The organism is Delftia sp. (genome assembly GCF_059499305.1).
Window position 1 is genome coordinate 484,144 of record NZ_JCABYI010000004.1, and the last position, 21,055, is coordinate 505,198.

Below are 21,055 nucleotides of genomic sequence, written 5' to 3' on the forward strand. Positions count from 1 at the left end.
TTGATATGGGCCTACGCGATCCATGGCCACCGGACTTTGCCCATTGCTGGCTGTCGGAAGTCGACCCATTGCTGTCGTTCGCGCCTCGGCACCCAATGACTGCTGCCAACGTGAGCGGTCGTTCCCTGACGCAAGATTCGGTGCCTCAGCGCGATGACTGCGGATGCCAGTCTGATTGACCAGCTGTGCCGGTTGAAAATGACCGGCTTGAAGTAGCTTGCTGGTGGTTAGACCACCTACTATGACCAGGGATTCTCTCCTTCTAAATGCTCCCAGTGAGCGGCCCGCTCCCCTGTTATGGCAACTCTGCTTTCTGCAGTCAAAGTATCCCGGACAGTGGCGATGCGGCTTTTAAGGTGTGCTGCAGCTGTCTTGTGGAATCGCCCCAATTGGCCGACCCGTTGAGCTGCCTTGTTCGCAAGGCCTCGGATCTGATCGGCATCTGCGACACTGGCTGCAGCCATCTCCAACTGCAGGACTTGAGCTCGCACCTGTGACCGCTTCTTTGCGCCCAAGGACGGGCTGTGATTCACGATGAGCTTCGTGGCGATCATCGGGCGGGACGCTGCGAACACATCATGCTTGTCCCGGCTGGCCTTCAAGTCGTGGCGAGCAAGCATCCCATACACTTGGGCAATGGCCCAGGTTTGTGTGTCCTTGTCCAAATGACTGGCAGAAGACAAGGCCATGTCATCCACATAGCGTGAGTAGGTGATGCCACGTTGCTTGAGCTTGGCATGCAGCAGGGGCTCATGGCGCCACAGCACCAGATTGGCCAAGAACGAGCTGGTGATGGCCCCTTGTGGAAGGTAGCCCCCTTTGGTTGTCAGCTTGGTTAACAACCGGGCAACATCCGGAGCAAAGCCCAAGCAATCGCGCCAGACCTGCTCGACGTAAATCGCCCCCACAGAAGGGAAAAAGCGCTTTACGTCCTCGCAGATGAGTATTTTTTTCTTTGCATGAAGCGAGGCATTGGTGACGTAATCGCGTCCCGCGAGGCTGCCTTGCAGGTAGTCTGGGAACACAACTTTCGAAAAAATATGCAGCTTCAAGCGTGTATGTAATTCCTTGAGCTGCCCCATCGCATCGAAGGTCTGCCTGGTCGATCCCGGCTGGGGCTTGACCGTTCGCCACATGCTTTCCGAGCGGTCCGCCAACTGCACAAGCGCTTGTTCGCCCCAGCGCAAGGCTCGGGCCAGCGCGGCAATGGACCGAATCGGCTTAGCTTGGTAGCTCGGTTTGCTCAGGCAGAGGCTCATTCAGAAGCTCCAAGGCGGTGATCGCCAACTGGCCGGCTAGATCCCGATTCAGCTGCCCAAGCTCTCCGTCCTCTGCTCCCAGGAAAAACAGGATTTCCACGGGCATGACGAGGGCTGCAGCGATTCGCTTGATGGTGGACAACGGCGGGTCGCGTCGGCCGCGTTCAAGCAACGACAGGTAGGAGACCGAAATGTCTGCCCGCTCCGCCAACGCGGATTGTGAAAGCCTGCGCTTTTTGCGAGCGAGCTGGATGGCCTGTCCGATGTTCATATGTGAATCTCAGAACCAAGAATGGGCTTGGGGTGCCCATGACGGTCTCATAGCCAATCTCGGATGTTCGTCACGATAACGACGACCGCCGCGATGGCCTGGAGAATGCGCAGCTTGTGCTGTTGAGCTTCTGCCGCGCTTGGATGATGGTCTCTCAGCTGTTCAAGCTTCGAAATTGCATCCTCCAGTTCCTTCATAGCACCAATGTCGAGTTGGCTTCTGCATGCATCGCGGGCTTTCTTCAAGCCCTTGATGTTGTTTTCCAAGATTTGCTTGTCCATTAGGACTCCTTCTACAAGGCACCATGCCCTGCTTCCCCTTTCAAGGCAGCGCCGTAAAGGAGCCAACTCGACACCAACCAAGCCCACCACAGTTGCACGCTGCTGGCTCATCCTTCCCCTCTCAGAGCACGAAGACGCACAGGACTTCGCGCACCAGAGGATCTGGGCGTCCGGCTGGTCGCAATAGGCTGAGCCAACTGCGCCGCGTTGCAAGCTACGCTCACTGTTTGCGTAGCGGGACTTCACGAAATGAAGCCCTGATCACTGAGCTTTTGCCTTTTGGGTTAGGAATCACAAATCTCTTCAACCGCAGCAGCGCGATCACGCGCCGCCAAGACGCATATTACGCACTATTGGTTCGAAATTTTGACTGTGAGTACGTTATTTTGTGTAAATCTTCGTACATGGAGGACTGCCTTAGCGGCGGGAACGGCATCTTGACGATCGCTGTGGGAACACTGCCGCTGAAGGTGTTTGGGGTGCGGGGATATGGGCAACGGCAAGGGTGGCTGACTATACCGGCCCACATTGTGCAAGCAGGCTCCCCGTTCATTTTCGGCATAGCGATCACCCATTGGGATGTTGGCGCTCTGTGGCTGTCTTCGTTGCTCGGGTTGAGCGCGTTCATGGTCTTGTGGACGATGCGGGTTCATGGGCCAGCGAGGTAGCTCGGCGCACTGCGGAGGCCGATAAGTCACTTGCGTAGACGTAAGCTTCGGGTCGATGCTGGCCGACACGAACGTCGGCTGATGGGTACCTCAGGCTTGTCGTACCGCCGCATCAAGTCTGCTGTCCGTCGACAGACCGCTAACAGCCTGAAGCTGTCGGCCAGGCGACCGACCGCTCCTGGCCGGCAACAGTCCTTCACTAGATACCGCTTTCACTTCTTTCTACTCGTCTACCAACCTCACCCACCACATCCCCTGGCGCAACCCCCAACACCTTGCACAGCTTGAATACAGACCGAAGGCTCGGACATTTGCTACCAAGCTCCAACTGGCTGATGTAGTTGCGCGCCAGGCCGGCTTCCGCGGCAAGGGCTTCCTGGGACAGCGCGCGCTCATTGCGTAGCTCACGCAACAGGCTTCCAAAGGCTTTATCAAGTTCTGTCATATCTGCTCACTAAAGTGAGCAAAGCTTCCCGGTTTGCGTGCAGACAGTCTTCCACCTATAGTTGGAGTTTTGTAAAGCGACGACGACGCTCCCAGCAGATGGGCGTCGCATTTGCCCAGTGATCTTGGGCGCTGAGCAACTCTCGACAGGAGCGCAGATGGAGCAGCAAGCCTTAGCCACCACACCCCCACCCAAACTCGAAGACCTCGCCATAGACGCCGTCCTGCACATGGGCGCTGCGCTGGATGTGCTGGACCTGCTCGCTCGCCACAAGGTCACGGCCATCAATTGCGTGTGCCGCGATCTGCTGCGCATCTACTACGTGAAGGCCGACCAGGCGCAGTCGCTGGAGCCGGAAGACAGGGAACTGGTGGGCCTGCTGCACGACACGGCGGTGAACCTGGGCTATGCCATTGAGGTGGTGGAGCATCTCAATGGCGATGAGGCCGACGACCCCATTCTTTATGCCGTGAGCTATCTGCTCAGGGCGGCGAAGCGGTTTGCGGATGAGGGGGTGTCGGTGGCGTTGGCCTGAGGAGTGCTGCAGGCGCGGATGGCCTGCGGGCATGGCGGGAACGAGGCAAAAAATGGGCGAAAAAAAGCGCGCCTCATGTTGAAGCGCGCTGCCGGGTTGGGACCGTGGGTCAGTCCTTCTTGGCCCGGATGACTTCGCCGCCCACGGCGTCGATCTTGACTTCCATGAGCGTGCCGTTGGCCTGCAGCACTTCGACCTGGTAGCTGGTCTGGCCCCAGTGGGAGTCCAGTTCCGCGCTGACGGGCGTGCCCGGGGTGTGGCGGGTGGCGGCCTGGATGGCTTGCTCTATGGTGGATTTGGCCTTTTCCAGGCGCTGGCGGTCCTTGCGCTTGGCGGCGCCGTCGTTCTTGTGCTGGGCGGCCTGGCCGGTGATGGCGTTGACCCAGACTTCCACGCTGTCGCCGGCCGGGGTGATGACTTCGATTTCGTAGCGCGGGCCCATGCCGTCGCCGTCGTCCAGCTGGGCTTCGATGGCCTTGCCGGGCACGGCCTGGGTGGCGCGGGTGATGGCCTGTTCCAGCGGGATCTTGGCCTGGCTGGTGATGGTCTGCCATTCGGCCACCGATTTGGCTGCGGCGGGCAGGGCGGCGGTGGCGCAGGTCAGGGCCAGGGCGATGGAGAGGGCGGCAGTGCGTGCGAATGGGGCAGGCTTCATGGGTGTGGCTCCTTCCGGGAATGGGGTTGGACAAGACAACGGTCGGGGCCATTGTCTCCACCGTCCCGGAGAGCGGTTGTCGGAGAGGGCGCCCTTTGCCCCCTCCGGGGTGCTGCGGTTTGATCCCGCGCAAGCTCTGCGTTCAGAGGCCCAGCACCTTGGCCACGTAGTCGGCGTCCTTGTCGCCCCGGCCCGAGAGGTTGATGAGGATGTGCTGGTCCTTGGGCAGGCCGGGCGCCACGCGCATGGCCCAGGCCACGGCGTGGGCGCTTTCCAGCGCGGGGATGATGCCTTCCACGCGCGACAGCTGCATGAAGGCGTCCAGGCATTCCTTGTCGGTGACGGATTCGTACTGCACGCGGCCCAGGTCCTTGAGGTAGCTGTGCTGCGGGCCCACGCCCGGATAGTCCAGGCCCGAGGCAATGCTGTGCACGGCAGCCGGCGTGCCGTCTGCGTTTTCCAGCACGTAGCACTTCATGCCGTGGATTTCGCCGGGCTTGCCCATGCTGAGGGTGGCTGCGTGGCGGCCGGGCTTGTCCGTGCCTTCGCCCGAGGGCTCCACGCCGACGAGCTTGACCGAGGCATCGCCCAGGAAGGCCGTGAAGATGCCCATGGCGTTGGAGCCGCCGCCCACGCAGGCGGCCACGTGGTCGGGCAGCTTGCCGTGTTTGGCCTGGAATTGCTCGCGCGCCTCGCGGCCGATGATGCTCTGGAAGTCGCGCACCATCATCGGGAACGGGTGGGGGCCGACCACGGAGCCGATGGCGTAGATGTAGTCCGTGGGGTTGGTGAGGTATTCCTCGAAGGCGCTGTCCACGGCCTCCTTGAGCGTGGCCGCGCCGCGCGTGACGGGCACGAGCTTGCAGCCCAGGATGCGCATCTTGGTGACGTTGGGGTGTTCCTTCTCGATGTCCACCTGGCCCATGTGGATCTCGCAGGGAATGCCCACCAGTGCGCAGGCCGTGGCCAGGGCCACGCCGTGCTGGCCGGCGCCGGTTTCTGCGATGACCTTCTTCTTGCCCATGAACTTGGCCAGCAGGGCCTCGCCCAGGCAGTGGTTGATCTTGTGGGCGCCGGTGTGGTTGAGGTCTTCGCGCTTGAGGTGGATCTGTGCGCCGCCGAGCTGCTCCGACAGGCGCCGCGCGTGGAAGATGGGGCTTGGGCGGCCCACGTAGTCGGCGAAGAGCTGGGCCAGTTCCTGCTGGAAGTCTTGGCGTTTGGTGATTTCGGCGTAGGCGGTGTTGATGTCGTCCATGGCCTGCTTGAGGTGGGGCGGGACCAACTGGCCGCCGTAGGGGCCGAAGTAGCCTTCGGTGTTGGGCATGGGGGCGAAGTTGGGGGGTGTAGTGGTCATGGTTGCTGGCGGGTGTTCTGTGGAATGGCGGATGTTGGCGGTGGCAGCTTACGTAGGGCTGCCATGGGTCTGAAGAGAGAAAACCCCGGTCGGGGTTTCTTGTTTTTGACCCTGCCGGGTGGTTGTTTTTCGAGGCCGGGTTTCGGCCCGGCGGCCGACCTACCTTTCTTTGATTCGTCACCGGTACGCCGGCCGAAGAAACGTAGGCCAAAGAAAGACGACCCGAATGCCCGCGACCCCTTCGCTGCGCTGCGGGGCAACCTGCGTCGGGCCGCCTGCGGGGTGCGCCGTGAAACTCGTTGCGCGCTGCGCGCTTCACTCAAACATCACGGCGAGTCAGTTGACGAAGCAGTCCTGTCCTGCGGCAGGACTGCAACCCCGCAGACGGCCCGACGCAGGCGCGGGCATACGGGATTGGGGGCGGGGAGATGGGGTGGGGCCGGGGGCGTCAGCCGTTCTTTTGCAGGGAGCGGATGACGCTGGAGAAGTCCAGGGCGCCGTTGCCGGCGATGGAGTGCATGGCGTACATGGCGCGGGCCATGCCGCCCAGTGGCGTGGAGGCTTTGACGGCCATGGCGTTTTCCTGGGCCAGGCCCAGGTCCTTGAGCATGAGGTCGGTGCCGAAGCCGCCTGCGTAGTTCTTGGAGGCGGGGGCGTTTTCGTGGACGCCGGGGAATGGGTTGTATTTTTCCAGGGCCCAGTTGCCGCCCGAGCTGCGGCGCATGATTTCGCTGAGGACCTTGGGGTCCAGGCCGTTGGCCACGCCCAGGGCGATGGCTTCGCTGGTGCCGATCATGAGGATGCCCAGCAGCATGTTGTTGCAGATCTTGGCGGTCTGGCCCGCGCCCACGGCGCCGGCGTGGAAGATGTTGGCGCCCATTTTTTCGAGCAGGGGGCGGGCGCGCTCCAGGTCGGCGTCGCTGCCGCCGACCATGAAGGTGAGGGTGCCAGCAATGGCGCCGCCCGTGCCGCCGGAGACGGGGGCGTCGATGAAGGCAATGCCTGCGGCTTCGGCGGCCTTGGCGACCTTTTGGCTGGTGGCGGCGGCGATGGTGGAGCTGTCGATGATGAGCGCGCCCTTGGCAATGCGCTGCAGCAGGCCGGCCGCGCCGTCACGGCCGAGGAAGAGGCCTTCCACGTGCTGGCTGGCTGGCAGCATGGAGACCACGGCTTCGGCGCCCTGCACGGCGTCCTCGGCGCTGGCGGCAATGCTCACGCCCTCTGCAGCGACCTTGGCGCAGGCGTCCTTGGAGAGGTCGAAGGCCTTGACCGTGTGGCCGGCCTTGTGCAGGTTGATGGCCATGGGGCCGCCCATGTTGCCGAGTCCGATGAATGCGATCTGCATGTGCTTGTCTCCTGTGTTGTGAAGCTTGTGGTGTGTCTCAGTGGCCCGTGTCGCCGGTGTACTTTTCGCCGGTGTCCATGTCGCCGGTGTCCTTGTCACCGTTCGCAATGTCGGCGCCGCGTTCCTTGAGCAGGGAGCGCAGGATGCCGCGGTGGCAGCGCGCCTCCTGCTCGCAGTAGCAGCCGATGGCGAAGGCGCTGTGCTGCGAGAGGGCGGCCAGCAGGTCCAGGGTGCGGCTGGCGGCGGGCTCGGCCATTTCATTGCGGAATTTGCGCACGAATTGCTGCCAGAGCTTGTCTGCCTCGGCCTGCTGGCCGTGGTCCTGCAGGCGGTGCGATTCGAGCGCGGTGTGCATGGTGTCGGGCTGGGGCGAGAGTTCGGGGTACCAGACGTCGTAGTAGTCGCGGCTGGCGAATTCGGCCTTGGGCACGCCGCGCGGCGGGCGGCGCACGGTGCCTATGCGCAGGCCTTCATCGGCGTGGCGGGGGCTGCCTAGCTGGACGATGCGGATGGGCATGGGGCTCTCCTGCAAAGGGGGCTTATTCGTCGCCGAAGATGGGGTGCTTGCGTGTGCGGCGCCCGGCCGGGGCGGGCGGCGCTGGCGGTGTCTTTGCGTCGGCGGGCGCGGGTTCGCTGGCCTGGGCCTTGCGCTTTTTCGGGGGCGTGGCCTTGGCGTGGGGGTTGAAGGCCAGGGCCTGGGCAATCCAGTGCTGCCACTGCTGGCGCGTGGCGTAGGCGGCGGGGCCGATGAAGAAGTAGCCGTCCATCTGGCCCTTGGATGAGAGCGGGCGCAGGCCCGGCGTCTCGGCCACGGCCGCGTGCTGCGAGGGCGGCAGGCGCACCAGCAGCTCGTCGTCCTCCACGCCCAGGCACAGCTTGCCGTTGACCATGAAGACATGGCAGCCGAACATGCGCTTTTCCTGTACGTCGTCGCAGCCGGCCAAGGCTTCGCGCACGGCGTCTATGAGGTGCAGCGTGGTGTCGGAGAGCGGGCGGGCGGGCATGGCGTGGGCTGGATGTGGATGGATCAGCGGATCATGTCCGGCGCATCGCCTTCCAGCATGCGCCGCGCGATGATGACGCGCATGATTTCGTTCGTGCCTTCGAGGATCTGGTGCACGCGGGCATCGCGCATGAGGCGCTCCAGCGGGTATTCGCGGATGTAGCCGTAGCCGCCGTGCAGTTGCAGGGCTTCGTTGCAGACCATGAAGCCGGCATCGGTGGCAAAGCGCTTGGCCATGGCGCAGTAGGTGGAAGCGTCGCGCGCGCCGGCATCGAGCTTGGAGGCGGCCAGGCGCACCATCTGGCGCGCGGCCACGAGTTCGGTGGCCATGTCGGCCAGCTTGAACTGCAGGGCCTGGAAGCTGGCAATGGGCTTGCCGAACTGCTTGCGCTCGTGCATGTACTGCTGGGCCTGGGTGAGCGCGCCCTGGGCGGCGCCCACGGAGCAGGTGGCGATGTTGATGCGCCCTCCGTCCAGGCCCTTCATGGCGATCTTGAAGCCTTCGCCCTCGCGGCCCAGCAGGTTCTGGGCGGGAATGCGCACGTTGTCGAAGCTGATGACGCGCGTGGGCTGGCTGTTCCAGCCCATTTTTTCTTCCTTCTTGCCGTAGCTGATGCCGGGCAGGTCGGCGGGCACGGCAAAGGCGGAGATGCCGCTGGCGCCCGAGCCGGCGTCGCCCGTTCTGGCCATCAGCACCAGCATGTCGGTGCTGCCCGCGCCGCTGATGAAGGCCTTGGCGCCGTTGATGATGTATTCATGGCCCGCCAGCTCGGCCCGGGTCTTGAGCGAGCCGGCGTCCGAGCCCGCGCCGGGCTCGGTCAGGCAGTAGCTGGCCAGCTTGCGGCCGCTGGTCAGGGCCTCGCCCCATTCGGCGCGCACGGCGTCGGTGGCCCAGGTGCCCAGCATCCAGGTGGCCATGTTGTGGATGGTGATGAAGGCGGTGGTGGAGGGATCGACGGCGGCCAGTTCCTCGAAGACCATGGTGGCGTCCAGGCGCGGCAGCTGCAGGCCGCCGGCGTTCTCGGGCGCGTACAGGCCGCAGAAACCCAGTTCGCCCGCCTTGGCGATGGCCTCGCGCGGGAAGATGGATTCACGGTCCCAGTGCGCGGCATGGGGCGCGAGTTCGGCCTGGGCAAAGGCGCGGGCCGATTCGGCAAAGGCGCGCTGGTCGTCGTTGAGTTCGAAGTCCATGGCTGGCTTGTCTCCTGCGTTGGGCTCTGGGGCCCTTGTTGTTCTGGGGGGGCTGTCGGTGGCTGTGGGGGGCGTGCGGCGGTCAGTGCTGCAGCCAGCGCTCCAGTGCTTGCATGCGCTCCTGTGTCGCGGCCGTGAGGCATTCGTGGTACAGGCGCGGGCCTTCGGGATGGGTTTCGCTGTCGCGCGTGGCGGCCTTGCAGCGTGCCGTGCGGCCCTTGATCCAGCCGTTCTGGTCGTGGCGCAGGCCCGTGCGCTTGCCCTGGGGCAGTTGCTGCATGACGTCCAGGTAGCGGATGTTGAGCGCGGTGTCGGCCTCCTGGAAGACCTGGACCGCGCAGGCATTGCGGCTGGCGGCGGCGGTGGAGGCCGGGTCGCAGGCTGCACCGGCCTGCGCGTGTAGGGTCAGGGGCAGGGCGGCCAGGATGGGCAGCAAGGCGGCACCCAGGCCCCGGGAGAGGGGGGCGGTCATTGGAAAACGCATGCCGCCATCATCCCAGAGCCGGGGCCTGCCCCGGATCAATCCAGGCCTGCCGACCCGTGCATCAGCGCAGGCTGATGGTGGTGTTCACGCCCTGGCTGGTGGTGCTGTCGTCGAACCAGCGCGCCGTGACGGTCTTGGTCTGCGTGTAGAACAGCACGACCTGCTTGCCGTAGGGGCCCAGGTCGCCCAGCTTGGAGGCGCGGCTGCCCGTGAAGGAGAACAGGGGAACCGGCACGGGAATCGGCACGTTGATGCCGACCTGGCCCACGTCGATGTCTTCCTGGAACTTGCGCGCCGCAGCGCCCGACTGCGTGAAGATGGCCGTGCCGTTGCCGTTGGGGTTGGCGTTGATGAACTCGATGGCCTCGTCCAGGCTGTCGGCAGCCGCCAGGCACAGCACGGGGCCGAAGATTTCCTGGTCATACACGCTCATGCCGGGCTTGACGCCGCTGAACACGGTGGGGCCGACGAAGTTGCCCTTGTCGTAGCCTGCCACCTGGGGCTTGCGGCCGTCCAGTTCCAGCTTGGCGCCGTCGGCCAGGCCGCGTTCGATCAGGCTTTCCACACGCGACAGCGCCGCGCAGGACACCAGCGGGCCCACGTCGGTGCCGGGCTCGGTGCCGCCGCTGACCTTCAGGGTCTTGGACTTTTCCACCAGCTCGGGAATCCACTTCTGCGCATCGCCCACCAGCACGGCCACCGACAGCGCCATGCAGCGCTGGCCTGCCGCGCCGAAGGCTGCGCCCAGCAGGGCGTTGAGCGTTTGCTCCTTGTTGGCGTCAGGCATGACGATGGCGTGGTTCTTGGCGCCCATCATGCATTGCACGCGCTTGCCGGCCAGGCTGGCGCGGTTGTAGACATGGGTGCCGACCTTGGTGGAGCCCACGAAGCTGATGGCCTTGATGTCGGGGTGGTCGCAGATGGCGTTGACCACGTCCTCGCCGCCGTGCACCACGTTCAGCACGCCGGGCGGAATGCCGGCTTCCAGGGCCAGTTCGCACAGGCGCATGGTGACCATGGGGTCCTGCTCGGAGGGCTTGAGCACGAAGGTGTTGCCCGTGGCAATGGCCATGGGGAACATCCACAGCGGAATCATGGCCGGGAAGTTGAAGGGGGTGATGCCCGCGCACACGCCCAGGGGCTGCAGCACGGAATAGGTGTCCACGCCGTTGGCCACGTTGTTGGCCAGCTCGCCCAACTGCAGCGAGCCGATGTTGGCCGCATGCTCCACCACTTCCAGGCCGCGGAAGACATCGCCTTCCGCGTCAGGCAGGGTCTTGCCCTGTTCGGCGGTCAGCAGCGCGGCCAACTCCTTCATGTTCTCGCGGATCAGCTGCTGCAGCTTCAGGAAGATGCGGGCGCGCTGGCCGATGGGCGTCTTGCGCCAGGTCTTGAAGGCTTCCTTGGCGTTGGCGACGGCGGCATTGACCTCGTCGGGCGTGGCAAAGGGCACGCGGGCCAGCACTTCCTGCGTGGCCGGGTTGACCACATCGCGCCATTGGGTGCTTTGGGATTCGACCAGCTTGCCGTTGATCAGCAGCTTGACCGTGGGCGCCAAAACCTTGGCGGACGTGGATGCATTCATGGCTTGTCTCCTGTTGCGGTGGTGTCGGCCCGGCATGCCGTGCGCCGGGCGTTCATCGCATGGTAGCTGTGCGGTTTTTCGCAAGCAATGGAGATGTTTGCAGTATGCATGTGCGTTTTTGCACATCGGCATGCCAACTCGGCCACGCCAAAAAACATGGCCTGCGGTGTTCGCAGGCCATGCGGGTTCAGGGCTTGAAGGCTCAGTCCGTACCGGTGGCCGGCAGGCGGTCGTCTGCAGCGGGGCTGGAGTGGTGTACGGCGCGGGCGGCGGGCTTGTGCAGCGGCTCCAGCTTCACGCGGGCGCTGGCACCCAGGCCGGACTCCAGCTTGGTCAGCAGGCGCAAAAGCTCCTGCAGTTCCTCGTCTTCCAGCGGAGAGACCAGGCGGTGGTAGGCCTGGTCCACCAGCGGCACGCTGGCGGCCAGCAGGGCCCGGCCCTTTTCGGTGAGCGTGAGCTGGTGCTGGCGGCGGTCACGCGTGCTCAGCGCGCGGTGCACGTACTCGCGCTCTTCCAGCCCGCGCACCAGGCGCAGCGTGGTCACCTTGTCGAAGCCCATGGCGCGCGCCAGGGAGCTTTGGTCGGAGCCGGGGGAGGCGTCGATCAGGACCAGGGCGCCGTACTGTGGCGGCGTCAGTCCCAGGGGGCGGCATTGCTCTTCAAAAATGCCGACCGAAATCTGGTGGGCGCGCCGCAGCAAAAAGCCAGGGCGCTGATATAGCGGCAGTGGTGCAGGCGTCATCGTGTCCATATGCGTCTAGTATTCTTGCAGAGATGTCCAGTATTCATTCGATTTCCACCAATTGTGCCCATTCTGGTGCATGATTACCATGCGTTTGCATGCTAACTACAAAAGAGGTCTACATGCGAAATTTTGTTGGCAGACGGCAATTTTTGAAGACAAGCGGATTGGGAGTATTGGGTTTACCCGTAGCAGGCGCCATCGCCAGCACCGAGAGTGTGCCTCTGAAATTGATTGTGCCTTTCACTCCGGGGACTGGAATCGACACGATTGCGCGAACGATCGGGCCTTTGCTGGCCAAGCGCCAGGGCCGGCCCGTGGTGGTGGAGAACAAGCCGGGCGCCTCTGGAAATATCGGAACCGAGGCCGTTGTGCGCTCGCCCGCCAATGGCCAGACGCTTTTGGTGACAGTGAATACCCTGGTGATGAACGCATCGCTGTATCCCAAATTGCCATTCAATCCGCTGACGGACCTCGAGCCTGTAACGCTGACCAGCTGGGGACAGCTGATTTTGGTGACGCCCACGGCCTCCGCCTATCAGACGGCGGCCGATCTGGTGAAGGCGGCCAAGGCCTCGCCGGGCCGCATCAATTACGCATCTCCGGGAGTGGGCACTCCGCACCATATGGCGATGGAGCTTTTCAAGAGCACGGCGGGCGTATCGATCACGCACATCCCTTATCGCGGAACAGGGCCGGCGCTGACGGACCTGCTGGGCGGCCAGGTGGAATGCATGTTCCTGCCCATTCATGTGGCATTGACGCATGTGAAGGCCGGCAAGCTGCGCGCGCTGGGCATTGGCAGCCAGCGGCGCCACCCGCTGCTGCCCGACGTGCCCACGCTCAAGGAGGCCAAGGCGGGCGATGTGAACGTGGATATGTGGTACGGCGTGTTTGCGCCGGCCGGCATGCCGGCGGACCAGGTCGATGCCCTCAATCGCGAGATCCGCGCGATTTTGGCGTCGGAGGAAGTCCGGCATGCCTTCGCGCCCCAGGGCATGGATCCGGCCGGCAGCACGCCGGCCGAGTTCAAGGCCCTGGTGCAAAAGGACGCCCGGCGCTGGGCCGATCTGGTCAAGGCGCGGGGGATTACCGCCGAGTAGGCGGGGCGGGCGCCAACAGCGCCCCTGGAGAAAGCATGGAGAGTCAGCGGATGAAAGTAGCGATCGTGGGGGGCGGCATCGCAGGCCTGTGCCTGGCATTGGCCCTGCATCAAAGAGGCATTGCCTGCGAAGTCTTCGAGGCCGTGCCCGAGGTCCGCGAGATCGGCGCGGGCATTACCCTGCTGCCGCATGCCATGCGCGAACTCAGCGACCTGGGCCTGCAGCCGCAGCTGGAGGCCCTGGCGATCGAGAACCTGGAAAGCGTGTTCTTCAATCGCTATGGCCAGTTCGTCTACCGCGAGCCGCGTGGCCGCCATGCCGGCTATGAGCTACCCGAACTGGGCATCCACCGTGGCCGCCTGCACCGCGTTCTCTTCGAGGCTGCCGTGCAGCGCCTGGGCCCGGGCGCAGTGCACACGGGCCACCGCTGCGTGCGTGTGGACCAGTCGGCCCATGGCGCCACCGTGCATTTCGCGCCGGATGCCCAGGGCCATGTGCCGCCGTCGGCCACGGCCGACATCGTCGTGGCCTGCGATGGCGTCAACTCCGCCGTGCGGCGCCAGTTCTATCCGCAGGAGGAGCTGGCCTTCGGCGGCATCAACACCTGGCGCGGCGTCTCGCGCTTCAAGCCCATCCTCACGGGCAAGAGCTATCTGCGCATCGGCTCGGTCGATACCGGCAAGATGGTGATCTATCCCATCGAGGACAACGTCGACGGCCAGGGCATGCAGCGCATCAACTGGGTGGCCGAGATCCGCGACCCGCAGATGCGCATGAACGACTGGAATCGCGCCGGGCGCATGGAGGATGTGCTGGAGATTTTCGGCGGCTGGACCTTCGACTGGCTGGATGTGCCGGCCCTGATCCGCTCGGCCGAGACCATCTTCGAGTACCCCATGGTGGACAAGGACCCCGTGGACCAGTGGAGCTTCGGCCGCGTGACCCTGCTGGGCGATGCCGCCCACCCCATGTATCCGCGCGGCTCCAACGGCTCTGCCCAGGCCATGCGCGATGCGCGCGTGCTGGCCGACCTGCTGGCCGCCGACCCGCAGGGCGACCCGCTGGCGCTGCTGGCCGCCTACGAGGCCAGCCGCCTGCCCGCCACCAGCCAGGTGGTGCTGACCAACCGCTCCACGCCGCCCGACTTCATCATCATGAAGGCCGACGAACTCAGCGGCGGCCAGCCCTTCGGCCATATCGACGAGCTGATCAGCCAGGACGAGCTGCGTGCCATTGCCCGCCATTACGAGCAGGTGGCGGGGTTCGTGAATCCGCAGTCGCAGGGCTGAGGCAGGCGGCGGTCTCAATCCAGGCTGATATTCGCCTTCTGGATCAGCAGCTTGTACTGGTCCGCCTTGGTCCTGGCGAATTTCTCCATCTCCGGCACCTCCCAGGTGATGGGCTGGAAGGCGAAGGTGGCGAATTTCTCGCGCACCTGCGGGTCCTGCAGCACGGTGACCACGTCGGCGTGGATCTTGTCGCGCAGGGTGGCGTCCACGCCCTTGGGCGCCAGCAGGGAGACGAAGGAGTTCACGATCAGTTCGGCGGGGCCGCCCGATTCGGCCACGGTGGGCACGTCGGGCATCTGGGCGATGCGCTGGGGCGCGGCCACGGCCAGGTAGCGGATCTTGCCGGATTTGTAGATGCCCTGGCTGGAGGGGAGGCTGGCAAAGCTCCAGGCCGGATCGCCATTGGCCACCGAGGTGTAGAGCTGGCTGACCTCGCGGTAGGGCACATGGGTCATCTTGCTGCCGGTCAGGAAGTCCAGCCATTCGCCGCCCAGGTGGCCGGGGCTGCCCACGCCCCAGGAGCCGTAGCTGACCTTGCCGGGCTCGGACTTGGCCGCCTTGATCAGGTCGCCCATGCTCTTCCAGGGCGAGTTCGTGGGCACGGCCACGAAAAAGGGCGTGAGGAACAGCGGCGCCACCGGGTCGAAGTGCTGCAGCGGATGGAAGTTGCGCTGCTTGTAGAGGTAGGGCAGGGCGGAGACATGTTCGCTGTCGAGCTGCAGCAGCGTGTAGCCGTCGGGCTTGGCGCGGCGTGCGGCTTCGATGGCGACAAAGCCGCCGCCGCCTGGGCGGTTGTCCACGGTCACGCCCTGCTTCCAGCGGGCGGAAAGCTTTTCTCCCACGATGCGCAGCACGGCGTCCGGGCCGCTGCCCACGGCAAAGGCCGTGATCACGGTGACGGGGCGCGTGGGAAAGCTGGCGGCGCTGCTGGAGCCTGCCTGCGCCCAGGCGCAATGCAGCGGGGCGATGGAGGCCAGCAGCAGGGCGGCGCCTGCGAGGGCCTTGCGGCGGGAGGGGGCGGTGCCGAGGCGGCTGGATGGGGATGCTTTCACAGTCTGTCTCCTGTTGGATCTGCTTTTTTCACTGCTTGCAATGCCCCGGTCCTTCTGGCGAGGACTCGGGGCGGGGTAGGGCTGCCGGCGAAGGCGCGGCGGGGTTCAGGCGAAGTTCAGCCGGCGTCAGGCTGGGCCAGGGGCGCGGCCTGCGCAAAGGCGGGCAGGGCCGCGCAGGCCCTGTCCACTGCGCTGATCAGCGGCCAGCGGTCCAGGTCCACGCCAAAGCGGCGTGCGCTTTCGATCTGGGGAACCAGGTAGACATCGGCCAGCGTGGGTGCGTGGCCGAAGCAGAAGTCGCCGCGCCGCGTGTCCTGCGCCAGCAGGGCTTCGATGGCGTCGAAGCCGTCGGCAATCCAGGTGGCGCACCAGGCATTGATGGCAGCTTCGTCCGCACCGAACTGGCGGCGCAGGGTCTGCAGGATGCGGCGGTTGTTGATGGGATGCACGTCGCAGCCGACGATGGCGGCCAGCGCGCGCACCTGGGCGCGGTCCTCGGGGTCGGCGGGCAGCAGCGGCGGCTCGGGGTGGCGCTCCTCCAGCCATTCGATGATGGCCGGCGACTGGATCAGCGCGCGGCCATCGTCCAGTATCAGCGCCGGCACCAGGCCCTGCGGGTTGACCTGCTTGAACGGCGCCTGGGCCTGCTCGTCCACGCGCAGGTCCACGGGAAAGTAGTCAGGGCGCAGGCCTTTGAGGTTGAGCGCGATGCGCAGGCGGTGCGAGGTGCCGCTGCGGAAAAAGCTGTAGAGCTTCATGGTGGTGGTCTCCCTGGCCTTATTCAGGCTCGCCCACGGTGAGCGCGATCTCGCCCACGCCCTGCACATGGCCGGTGATGCGGTCGCCCGGCAGCACGGCACCCACGCCTTCGGGAGTGCCCGTGTAGATGAGGTCGCCGGGCTGCAGGTGATAGAACAGCGAGAGGTCGGCAATGATTTCGCGGATGTTCCAGATCAGCTTGTCCACGTCGGACTGCTGCCTGGTCTCGCCATTGACGGCCAGTGCAATGGCGCCGGATTCGATCACCTGGCCCGGCATGGGCACGATCTCGCTGGCCACCGAGGACTGCTCCACATCCTTGCCCAGGTCCCAGGGCCGGCCCTTGTCGCGCGCCACCAGCTGCAGGTCGCGGCGCGTCATGTCCAGGCCGCAGGCGTAGCCGTAGATGTGTTCATGCGCCTGGTCCGCCGCAATGCGAAAACCCGCTTTGCCGATGGCCACCACCAGCTCCATCTCGAAGTGGTAGTTGTTCGTCTCGGGCGGGTAGGCCACGGTGGCACCCGATTCGGTCAGCGTGGACGGCGCCTTGGTGAAGTAGAAGGGCCGCTCCACGCTTTTGTCCACGGGGCGGCCCATCTCGACGGCATGGGCGTGGTAGTTGCGGCCCACGAAGAACAGGCGGTTCACGGGCAGGCGCTGCGTGCTGCCGCGCACGGGCAGGGATTGGACGGGGGGCGGGGTCCAGAGGTATTGGGGGGCGGTCATGGTATTGGCGATGGGGGAGGAAAGAGACATCGGAGGATTCAAGGCCGGACTTCGTAGAGGCCCAGCTTTCGGTGCAAAGGCGCCTCGTCTGCCAGGAAGAGGAAGGCGGGCTCGCTGGCGCTGGCATTGGTCAGCGTGGCGGGCGCCCAGCCGGGCACGCAGCAGGTGTCGGCCGGGGCCAGGTCGAAATGGCGGTCCACGGCGGCCACGCTGGCGCCGCCCTCGATGACATGGAACACACAGGCCGGCGAGCGGGCGGGCAGCTGCAGCGTCTGGCCCGGGCGCAGCATCAGCGCGTAGAAGCCCAGGATGTTTTCGCAGTCGGCCCCGGTTTCGGGGTTGGTGTAGGCCAGCTGCACGCAGTCCAGATCGGGGCGGTCGGCGGCCAGCTCCAGCAGCGCGGCGCGGGCATCCTTCCACGGGTAGCGCAGCATGGGGTAGGCCTTGGCGCTGCGGGCGAACACCTGCGTGGGTGCCAGGCCGCCGCGCGCATACGCCCGGTCGCCACGGCCGGGCAGGGCGGGCTGGCGCGGGCCGTCCACGTGGTAGGTGACTTCCAGGTAGTAGGCCAGGGGCAGGTCCAGCACATCGAGCCAGACCACGGGCTCGTCGCCGTCATGGCCATGCTCGTGCCACAGGCCCGTGGGCGTGAGGATCAGGTCGCCGCGCTCCATAGGGCATTTCTCGCCGTCGACCAGGCTCCAGGCGCCCTGGCCTTCCACCACCATGCGCACGGCATTGGGCGTGTGGCGGTGCGAGGGCGCCCACTCGCCGGGCAGCAGCAGCTGCATGCCCAGGTAGATGGAGGAGCTGGCCTGCATCTTCTCCAGCCCATGGCCGGGGTTGGCCAGCACCAGCACGCGGCGCTCGGCCTTTTCGATGGGCGTCAGCTCGCCCGCCTGCATCAGCAGCGGACGGATGGCCTGGTAGGGCCAGGCAATCGGCTGGGTGCGCGGGCGCGGCGTGTGCGGCGGCATCACGTTGCGCAGGCTGGGCCACAGCGGCACCAGGTTGTTGCGCGCGAGTTCGTCGCGGTAGTCCTGGGGCAGGTCTTCCAGGCGGCCAAGTTCTTGCATGGCGGTCTCCTTGTGTTCAGTCTTCGGCGAGGCAGGTTTCGGCCTTCCAGCCGTACAGCCATTCCATGGCGTCGTAGAAACGCTGGGGCGTGCGGCCCTTCCAGAGGTCGTTGCGCACCAGGCGCTCCACGCCGCTGGCGTGGAAGATGCGGCCCATCTCGCGCGCGGACAGCACCACGCGCGCCGTGCGGGCAATGCGCGAGCGCTCGTACAGCCGCAGCGCCTGCGGCCAGTCGTTGCCGCAGTGCTTGAGCGCCTGGCCCAGCGTCACCGCGTCTTCCAGCGCCATGCAGGCGCCCTGGGCGATGTATTGCAGCGTGGGGTGTGCGGCATCGCCCAGCAGCGTGGCGCGGCCGAAGCTCCACTGGCCAATGGGCTCGCGGTCGGCCGTGGCCCAGCGCTTCCAGCTTTTGGGCAGGTCTATGAGCTGGCGCGCGCGCGGGCAGCAGTCGCTGTAGTAGCTTTGCACCTCTTGGCGGCTGCCTTCGCGCACGCCCCATTCCTCCTGCTCGCGGCTGTGGAAGGTGACGACCACGTTGTACTGCTCGCCGCCGCGCAGCGGGTAGTGCACCAGGTGGTAGTTGGGGCCGACCCAGATGCTGGCCGCGTTCCAGCGCAGGTCTTCGGGGAAGTCGTTCTTCTCCACCACGGCGCGGTACACCACATGGCCGGAGACACGCGCCGCATCGCCCACGTACTGCTGGCGTACCACGGACTTCACGCCATCGGCGCCGATCAGGGCCTGGCCCACATGGACCTGGCCGTGCTGGTCGCGCACGGTGACGGTGTCACCCTCCTGCTGCACGGCTTCGATGCGGGTGCCCGTCAGGGTCTCGATTTGGCCGTGGGTGCGCGCGCCTTCGAGCAGCGAGGTGTGGATGTCGGCGCGGTGGATCACCGCATACGGGTTGCCGAAGCGGGCGCGAAACGCCTCGCCCGTGGGAATGCGGCCGACCAGCCGCTCATCGAGCGCGTCGTGCATCACCATCTCGTCGGTATAGACCGCGCGGCCACGGGCCAGCTCGCCAATGCCCAGCGCGTCGAAGGCCGCGAATGCGTTGGGCCCCAGTTGTATGCCGGCGCCGATCTCGCCCAGCTGCGGCGCCTGCTCCAGCACCTTGACGGCGAATCCCTGGCGCGCCAGGGCCAGCGCGGCCGCCACGCCGCCAATGCCGCCGCCTGCCACAAGAACGGGCAGCGCCCGGGAAGAAATGCTGGTGTTCATGGATGTCCTGTGCTTCGTGGTGCGTGTCGCTCGCCAGGGGGTCAGATGCGTCGCGACTAATTAAACAGTATGCTGACGATGAGTGTAGTGTTGATTTGCATCAGGCCAGCCTGGGGTTTCCCTGGATGCAGGCAAAACGATGGTGGACAGCGTGTCCGGGTGAATCACCTGTCCGCCAGCCAACGCCAACGGAGGGCGCGGTTCATGCGAACATCTGCGCTTGCCCGCAGGGACCCGGAAAAGAGCGCAATGGCCATGGACTACCAACCCGCAGAACTAGAAAACTACCCCGGCTACCACATCCGCCGCCTGCAGCAGATCGCGGTAGCCGTCTTCATGGAAGAGACCCAGGAATTCGGCGTGACCCCCGTGCAGTACGCGGCGCTGTCTGCCGTGCTGCGCCAGCCCGGCGTGGACCAGCGCACGCTGGCGCGGATGATCGGCTTCGATACCTCGACCATTGGCAGCGTCATCGACCGGCTGGAGGCGCGCGGCCTCATGGTGCGCAACACCAGCCCGGCCGACCGGCGCGTGCGCCTGCTGTCGGTCACCGCAGAAGGCGCCGCGCTGCTGGCCGCTGCCGAGCCCTCGGTGCTGCGGGCCCAGCAGCGCATGCTGGAGCCGCTGCCGCAGGAGCAGCGGGGCCTGTTCATGGACATGATGGCCGTCCTGGTGCGGCAAAACGACGAGCTGGCGCGTGCGCCCAGCACGCTGGCCGCGCGCCGCGCCGCTGCCGACTGAGGCGGCCTCGACCCATGGACTGGGACCACCTGAGATTCTTTGGCGAGCTGGCGCGCAGCGGCAGCATGGCCGCCGCCGCGCGGCAACTGGGCGTGGAGCACACCACGGTGTCGCGCCGCATCCAGGCCCTGGAAAAGCAGCTGGGGGCCGTGCTCTTCGAGCGCGAAGCGGGCCAATGGCGGCCCACGGAGGCCGGCCGACAGTTGCTGGGCGTGGCAGACGCCATGCAGCGCGCCGCAGCCGGGCTGGAGCGCATGCCGCTGGCGGCCGAATCCGCCAGCCAGGGCCCGTCCGGCCTGGTGCGCGTGGGCGCCACGGAGGGCTTCGGCACCCAGCTGCTGGCCCCGCAGCTGGCCGCGCTGACGCAGCGCCATCCGCTGCTGAGCATCGACCTGCTGGCCCTGCCGCGCCTGCTGCACCTGTCGCGGCGCGAGGCCGACATCGTCATCTCTCTGGAGCGCCCCACGCGCGGCTCGGCCGTGGTCACCAAGCTCACGGACTACCGGCTGTTCCTCTACGGCCAGCGCGAATACCTTGCGCGCCGTCCGCTGGTGGCGCGCACCGAGGACCTGCGCCACCACAGCTTCATCCACTATGTGGACGACCTGCTGTTCACGCGCGAGCTGCAGCTGCTGTCCACCCTGTTCCAGCCCGAGCGATTTGCCTTTCGCAGCACCAGCATCACCGCCCAGTACGAGGCCGTGCGCGCCGGCGCCGGCCTGGCCGTGCTGCCCGCCTTCATCGCCGACCGCGACCCCGTGCTCAGCCGCGTGCTGCCCGCCGAGGCCTGCTTCACCCGCACCTTCTGGATGAGCATGCCCTCGGATGCCCGGCAGGTTCAGCGCATCGAGGCGGTCTGGGGGTTTCTGAGGGAGGCTGTGCAGGGGATGCGGGAACTGCTCAGTCCCCGGAGTTGATGCAAGAGGGCCTAACTGCAGGCGGGGTAAGCATCAGCTAATAACGGGAGTCGTTATTATTGATCCATGATCCTCGATTTCAGATGTGCAGACACCCAGGCATTGATGCTTGGCAAGCGCGTTGCGCGGTTCGCCAACCTGGAGGTCGCTGCCATGCGCAAGCTTGTGCAGCTGAACGCAGCGACCTCCCTGGAGTTCCTGCGCATTCCGCCAGGCAACAGACTGGAGGCTCTTCAAGGAAGCCGCAGGGGCCAGTACAGCATTCGGATCAATGAGCAATGGCGCCTTTGCTTCGTCTGGGCAGATGGCCATGCCAGCCAGGTCGAGATCGTGGATTACCACTGAAAGG

24 protein-coding genes are annotated in these 21,055 nt (G+C 65.8%); 6 read left to right on the forward strand and 18 right to left on the reverse strand.

Going from position 1 to position 21,055, the window contains the following annotated elements; genetic code table 11:
• Positions 1-239: 239 nt before the first annotated feature.
• The 4 genes from AC5I49_RS04010 to AC5I49_RS04025 all read right to left on the reverse strand — a co-directional run bounded on the left by AC5I49_RS04010 (position 240) and on the right by AC5I49_RS04025 (position 2,924).
• Positions 240-1,259, reverse strand: coding sequence for a reverse transcriptase family protein (locus AC5I49_RS04010; protein WP_343740739.1), 1,020 nt, complete (start codon positions 1,257-1,259; stop codon positions 240-242).
• On the reverse strand, positions 1,222-1,530 hold the full coding sequence (locus AC5I49_RS04015; RefSeq protein WP_353175617.1) for a helix-turn-helix domain-containing protein: 309 nt from the start codon (positions 1,528-1,530) through the stop codon (positions 1,222-1,224). The genes AC5I49_RS04010 and AC5I49_RS04015 overlap by 38 nt, the downstream gene beginning before the upstream one ends.
• A 47-nt stretch (positions 1,531-1,577) precedes the next feature.
• The gene (locus AC5I49_RS04020) at positions 1,578-1,811 is read right to left on the reverse strand and encodes a hypothetical protein (protein ID WP_016452104.1); all 234 of its coding nucleotides are present in this window, start codon (positions 1,809-1,811) and stop codon (positions 1,578-1,580) included.
• A gap of 867 nt (positions 1,812-2,678) precedes the next feature.
• The gene (locus AC5I49_RS04025) at positions 2,679-2,924 is read right to left on the reverse strand and encodes a helix-turn-helix domain-containing protein (protein WP_203399410.1); all 246 of its coding nucleotides are present in this window, start codon (positions 2,922-2,924) and stop codon (positions 2,679-2,681) included.
• A 157-nt stretch (positions 2,925-3,081) separates the two neighbouring features.
• Here AC5I49_RS04025 and AC5I49_RS04030 point away from each other — a divergent pair, with 157 nt between their 5' ends.
• Entirely contained in the window at positions 3,082-3,459 is a 378-nt protein-coding gene (locus tag AC5I49_RS04030) for a hypothetical protein (protein ID WP_495788868.1), read from the forward strand.
• 109 nt (positions 3,460-3,568) lie between these two features.
• On the opposite strand, the gene AC5I49_RS04035 is transcribed toward AC5I49_RS04030, so the two are convergent.
• From AC5I49_RS04035 to AC5I49_RS04075, 9 genes are all read right to left on the reverse strand, one after another.
• Positions 3,569-4,114 (reverse strand): PepSY domain-containing protein, encoded by a 546-nt coding sequence (locus tag AC5I49_RS04035; RefSeq protein WP_016445999.1) that lies wholly within the window; start codon positions 4,112-4,114, stop codon positions 3,569-3,571.
• Positions 4,115-4,256: 142 nt separating this feature from the next.
• Complete coding sequence (trpB, locus tag AC5I49_RS04040; RefSeq protein WP_495788869.1) at positions 4,257-5,468, reverse strand: tryptophan synthase subunit beta; 1,212 nt, start codon at positions 5,466-5,468, stop codon at positions 4,257-4,259.
• A 448-nt stretch (positions 5,469-5,916) separates the two neighbouring features.
• Positions 5,917-6,813, reverse strand: a complete 897-nt coding sequence (gene mmsB / locus AC5I49_RS04045) for a 3-hydroxyisobutyrate dehydrogenase (RefSeq protein ID WP_016446001.1) — start codon at positions 6,811-6,813, stop codon at positions 5,917-5,919.
• 37 nt (positions 6,814-6,850) lie between these two features.
• Positions 6,851-7,330: a DUF488 domain-containing protein gene (locus AC5I49_RS04050; protein ID WP_495788870.1), complete on the reverse strand. Its 480-nt coding sequence runs from the start codon at positions 7,328-7,330 to the stop codon at positions 6,851-6,853.
• Positions 7,331-7,352: 22 nt separating this feature from the next.
• Positions 7,353-7,817 carry a TfoX/Sxy family protein gene (locus tag AC5I49_RS04055; protein ID WP_034393410.1) on the reverse strand — a complete coding sequence of 155 codons (465 nt, stop codon included), beginning with the start codon at positions 7,815-7,817 and terminating at the stop codon, positions 7,353-7,355.
• Positions 7,818-7,840: 23 nt separating this feature from the next.
• Complete coding sequence (locus tag AC5I49_RS04060) at positions 7,841-9,007, reverse strand: acyl-CoA dehydrogenase family protein (protein WP_016446004.1); 1,167 nt, start codon at positions 9,005-9,007, stop codon at positions 7,841-7,843.
• An 82-nt stretch (positions 9,008-9,089) separates the two neighbouring features.
• A complete protein-coding gene (locus AC5I49_RS04065; protein WP_495788871.1) occupies positions 9,090-9,491 on the reverse strand; it encodes a lysozyme inhibitor LprI family protein in 402 nt (133 codons plus the stop codon).
• Positions 9,492-9,552: 61 nt separating this feature from the next.
• Positions 9,553-11,076: a CoA-acylating methylmalonate-semialdehyde dehydrogenase gene (locus AC5I49_RS04070; RefSeq protein WP_012205523.1), complete on the reverse strand. Its 1,524-nt coding sequence runs from the start codon at positions 11,074-11,076 to the stop codon at positions 9,553-9,555.
• A gap of 202 nt (positions 11,077-11,278) precedes the next feature.
• Complete coding sequence (locus tag AC5I49_RS04075) at positions 11,279-11,818, reverse strand: MarR family winged helix-turn-helix transcriptional regulator (RefSeq protein WP_223275353.1); 540 nt, start codon at positions 11,816-11,818, stop codon at positions 11,279-11,281.
• A 122-nt stretch (positions 11,819-11,940) separates the two neighbouring features.
• On the opposite strand from AC5I49_RS04075, the gene AC5I49_RS04080 reads away from it, so the two are divergent.
• Positions 11,941-12,921: a tripartite tricarboxylate transporter substrate binding protein gene (locus AC5I49_RS04080; protein ID WP_016446007.1), complete on the forward strand. Its 981-nt coding sequence runs from the start codon at positions 11,941-11,943 to the stop codon at positions 12,919-12,921.
• Positions 12,922-12,971: 50 nt separating this feature from the next.
• Positions 12,972-14,210, forward strand: coding sequence for a flavin-dependent oxidoreductase (locus tag AC5I49_RS04085; RefSeq protein WP_392444230.1), 1,239 nt, complete (start codon positions 12,972-12,974; stop codon positions 14,208-14,210).
• A 14-nt stretch (positions 14,211-14,224) separates the two neighbouring features.
• Here the strand turns inward: AC5I49_RS04085 and AC5I49_RS04090 are convergent, their stop codons facing one another.
• The 5 genes from AC5I49_RS04090 to AC5I49_RS04110 all read right to left on the reverse strand — a co-directional run bounded on the left by AC5I49_RS04090 (position 14,225) and on the right by AC5I49_RS04110 (position 19,048).
• The gene (locus AC5I49_RS04090) at positions 14,225-15,262 is read right to left on the reverse strand and encodes a Bug family tripartite tricarboxylate transporter substrate binding protein (protein WP_495788872.1); all 1,038 of its coding nucleotides are present in this window, start codon (positions 15,260-15,262) and stop codon (positions 14,225-14,227) included.
• 116 nt (positions 15,263-15,378) lie between these two features.
• Positions 15,379-16,020 (reverse strand): maleylacetoacetate isomerase, encoded by a 642-nt coding sequence (gene maiA / locus AC5I49_RS04095; protein ID WP_495788873.1) that lies wholly within the window; start codon positions 16,018-16,020, stop codon positions 15,379-15,381.
• A 19-nt stretch (positions 16,021-16,039) separates the two neighbouring features.
• Positions 16,040-16,747 carry a fumarylacetoacetate hydrolase family protein gene (locus AC5I49_RS04100; protein ID WP_126312313.1) on the reverse strand — a complete coding sequence of 236 codons (708 nt, stop codon included), beginning with the start codon at positions 16,745-16,747 and terminating at the stop codon, positions 16,040-16,042.
• 38 nt (positions 16,748-16,785) lie between these two features.
• Positions 16,786-17,823, reverse strand: coding sequence for a cupin domain-containing protein (locus tag AC5I49_RS04105; RefSeq protein ID WP_160855255.1), 1,038 nt, complete (start codon positions 17,821-17,823; stop codon positions 16,786-16,788).
• Between the two features lie 16 nt (positions 17,824-17,839).
• The gene (locus tag AC5I49_RS04110; RefSeq protein WP_392451147.1) at positions 17,840-19,048 is read right to left on the reverse strand and encodes a 3-hydroxybenzoate 6-monooxygenase; all 1,209 of its coding nucleotides are present in this window, start codon (positions 19,046-19,048) and stop codon (positions 17,840-17,842) included.
• A gap of 204 nt (positions 19,049-19,252) precedes the next feature.
• On the opposite strand from AC5I49_RS04110, the gene AC5I49_RS04115 reads away from it, so the two are divergent.
• The 3 genes from AC5I49_RS04115 (at position 19,253) to AC5I49_RS04125 (ending at position 21,051) form a co-directional block, all read left to right on the forward strand.
• Complete coding sequence (locus tag AC5I49_RS04115; RefSeq protein ID WP_012205532.1) at positions 19,253-19,789, forward strand: MarR family winged helix-turn-helix transcriptional regulator; 537 nt, start codon at positions 19,253-19,255, stop codon at positions 19,787-19,789.
• A gap of 14 nt (positions 19,790-19,803) precedes the next feature.
• A complete protein-coding gene (locus AC5I49_RS04120; RefSeq protein WP_063326189.1) occupies positions 19,804-20,706 on the forward strand; it encodes a LysR family transcriptional regulator in 903 nt (300 codons plus the stop codon).
• A gap of 66 nt (positions 20,707-20,772) precedes the next feature.
• Positions 20,773-21,051 (forward strand): type II toxin-antitoxin system RelE/ParE family toxin, encoded by a 279-nt coding sequence (locus AC5I49_RS04125; protein WP_047218636.1) that lies wholly within the window; start codon positions 20,773-20,775, stop codon positions 21,049-21,051.
• The last annotated feature ends 4 nt before the right edge of the window (positions 21,052-21,055 follow it).

Coding starts and splice junctions, on each gene's coding strand:
- AC5I49_RS04080 (WP_016446007.1), top strand. CDS start 11,941: ATGCGAAATTTTGTTGGCAGACGGCAATTTTTGAAGACAAGCGGATTG.
- AC5I49_RS04015 (WP_353175617.1), bottom strand. CDS start 1,530: ATGAACATCGGACAGGCCATCCAGCTCGCTCGCAAAAAGCGCAGGCTT.
- AC5I49_RS04120 (WP_063326189.1), top strand. CDS start 19,804: ATGGACTGGGACCACCTGAGATTCTTTGGCGAGCTGGCGCGCAGCGGC.
- AC5I49_RS04110 (WP_392451147.1), bottom strand. CDS start 19,048: ATGAACACCAGCATTTCTTCCCGGGCGCTGCCCGTTCTTGTGGCAGGC.
- AC5I49_RS04035 (WP_016445999.1), bottom strand. CDS start 4,114: ATGAAGCCTGCCCCATTCGCACGCACTGCCGCCCTCTCCATCGCCCTG.
- maiA (WP_495788873.1), bottom strand. CDS start 16,020: ATGAAGCTCTACAGCTTTTTCCGCAGCGGCACCTCGCACCGCCTGCGC.
- trpB (WP_495788869.1), bottom strand. CDS start 5,468: ATGACCACTACACCCCCCAACTTCGCCCCCATGCCCAACACCGAAGGC.
- AC5I49_RS04075 (WP_223275353.1), bottom strand. CDS start 11,818: ATGACGCCTGCACCACTGCCGCTATATCAGCGCCCTGGCTTTTTGCTG.
- AC5I49_RS04065 (WP_495788871.1), bottom strand. CDS start 9,491: ATGCGTTTTCCAATGACCGCCCCCCTCTCCCGGGGCCTGGGTGCCGCC.
- AC5I49_RS04050 (WP_495788870.1), bottom strand. CDS start 7,330: ATGCCCATCCGCATCGTCCAGCTAGGCAGCCCCCGCCACGCCGATGAA.
- AC5I49_RS04115 (WP_012205532.1), top strand. CDS start 19,253: ATGCGAACATCTGCGCTTGCCCGCAGGGACCCGGAAAAGAGCGCAATG.
- AC5I49_RS04070 (WP_012205523.1), bottom strand. CDS start 11,076: ATGAATGCATCCACGTCCGCCAAGGTTTTGGCGCCCACGGTCAAGCTG.
- AC5I49_RS04030 (WP_495788868.1), top strand. CDS start 3,082: ATGGAGCAGCAAGCCTTAGCCACCACACCCCCACCCAAACTCGAAGAC.
- mmsB (WP_016446001.1), bottom strand. CDS start 6,813: ATGCAGATCGCATTCATCGGACTCGGCAACATGGGCGGCCCCATGGCC.
- AC5I49_RS04085 (WP_392444230.1), top strand. CDS start 12,972: ATGAAAGTAGCGATCGTGGGGGGCGGCATCGCAGGCCTGTGCCTGGCA.
- AC5I49_RS04025 (WP_203399410.1), bottom strand. CDS start 2,924: ATGACAGAACTTGATAAAGCCTTTGGAAGCCTGTTGCGTGAGCTACGC.
- AC5I49_RS04020 (WP_016452104.1), bottom strand. CDS start 1,811: ATGGACAAGCAAATCTTGGAAAACAACATCAAGGGCTTGAAGAAAGCC.
- AC5I49_RS04100 (WP_126312313.1), bottom strand. CDS start 16,747: ATGACCGCCCCCCAATACCTCTGGACCCCGCCCCCCGTCCAATCCCTG.
- AC5I49_RS04055 (WP_034393410.1), bottom strand. CDS start 7,817: ATGCCCGCCCGCCCGCTCTCCGACACCACGCTGCACCTCATAGACGCC.
- AC5I49_RS04010 (WP_343740739.1), bottom strand. CDS start 1,259: ATGAGCCTCTGCCTGAGCAAACCGAGCTACCAAGCTAAGCCGATTCGG.
- AC5I49_RS04125 (WP_047218636.1), top strand. CDS start 20,773: ATGATCCTCGATTTCAGATGTGCAGACACCCAGGCATTGATGCTTGGC.
- AC5I49_RS04060 (WP_016446004.1), bottom strand. CDS start 9,007: ATGGACTTCGAACTCAACGACGACCAGCGCGCCTTTGCCGAATCGGCC.
- AC5I49_RS04105 (WP_160855255.1), bottom strand. CDS start 17,823: ATGCAAGAACTTGGCCGCCTGGAAGACCTGCCCCAGGACTACCGCGAC.